The organism is Streptomyces sp. AC627_RSS907, assembly GCF_019049165.1.
In genome coordinates this window covers 1-590 of sequence record NZ_JAGMUE010000967.1, presented here as the reverse complement: position 1 = coordinate 590, position 590 = coordinate 1, and the positions used below count along the sequence as shown (strand labels likewise).

General features: G+C 68.3%; 1 pseudogene. It reads right to left on the bottom strand.

The features are described from left to right. Window positions 1-106: 106 nt before the first annotated feature. Window positions 107-590: pseudogene (locus KUM32_RS39700) on the bottom strand (hypothetical protein); the annotation flags it as partial.

Genomic DNA, 590 nt, shown 5'->3' with positions numbered 1-590 from the left:
CCCCCACAGTTCCTCAGCCCCCTCATCAGTTGCTGAAGGGGGCGGCGCGGGGCACTCTACCGGCACTCTTCGTAGGCCCTTGCCCGCCCTCAGTTGCCCGGAGCCGTCAGGTGGCCGTGACGAACTCGTCCGTCTCACCCACGCGGTGGATCAGGCCCACTCCGTGGTCCGCGAGGAGTTCCACCAGGTCCGCGTCGGGCAACCCGGGCAACAGGACGACCAGGGCGGGCGGCACGTCCGGCTCGGCGTCGGTGCGGACGTATCGGCCGTAGTCCAGGAGTTGACCCAGCGCCATCCGCACCGACTCCCGCCTGGTGCTGCCCTTGACCTCGTACAACACGTGGTCGGTGGCGTCGTACAGGTCGGTGAGCAGGGTGGAGGTCTTGCCCTTGAGTCGTATCTGGAACCGGCCCACCGCATGGCCTTGCGCCGTGAGGTGGGCCTCGAAGACCTCGCTCAGTTCGGCCTCGCGTCGGCGGGTGGCGGTGGCGGCAACCGCGGCGCGCTCCCCGTGTTGGCTCTTGTTCTGTTCCGACTCGACCATCTTGCTGGTGGTGACGTCGGCGGGAACCAGTTCCATCTCGGTGTGC